Origin of the sequence: Saccharothrix sp. NRRL B-16314 (assembly GCF_000716595.1) — a bacterium.
Taxonomy (GTDB): Bacteria; Actinomycetota; Actinomycetes; order Mycobacteriales; family Pseudonocardiaceae; genus Actinosynnema.
In genome coordinates this window covers 1-323 of the sequence record NZ_JNXC01000213.1, presented here as the reverse complement: position 1 = coordinate 323, position 323 = coordinate 1, and the positions used below count along the sequence as shown (strand labels likewise).

The window sequence follows — 323 nt, the reverse complement described above, 5'->3', positions numbered from 1 at the left end:
GAAGGGGACGCGTCCGCGGGAGGCGACCCGGCGTCGGGAAACGGCCCCGCCCGCGGTCCGGGCCGGGTTCGGCGGCCTGGATCGCGGGCGGGGTGGGACCCGCGGGGGAGCGGGTTCCTGTGCGAGGAGGTCTTACGGGCGGACGGGCGCCACGCGCGGCTTCGGGTTGGTGCTCGCGGTCTTGTTCAGCGAGAACGACCAGCCCTCGAAGCTGCCCAGAGCCGGCTTGCGGGCCGAGGCGCCGGACGTGCTGTAGGTCCAATTGCCGCCGTTGGGGGCATGCCAGTAGGACCAGTAGGCGGAAGCAGGGGGAGTGTTCACAC

Annotated in this window: 1 pseudogene; it reads right to left on the bottom strand. The window is 73.1% G+C overall.

From position 1 onward, the window contains the following. Positions 1-132: 132 nt before the first annotated feature. Positions 133-323, bottom strand: a pseudogene (locus tag OQ02_RS45445) (ABC transporter substrate-binding protein); the annotation flags it as partial.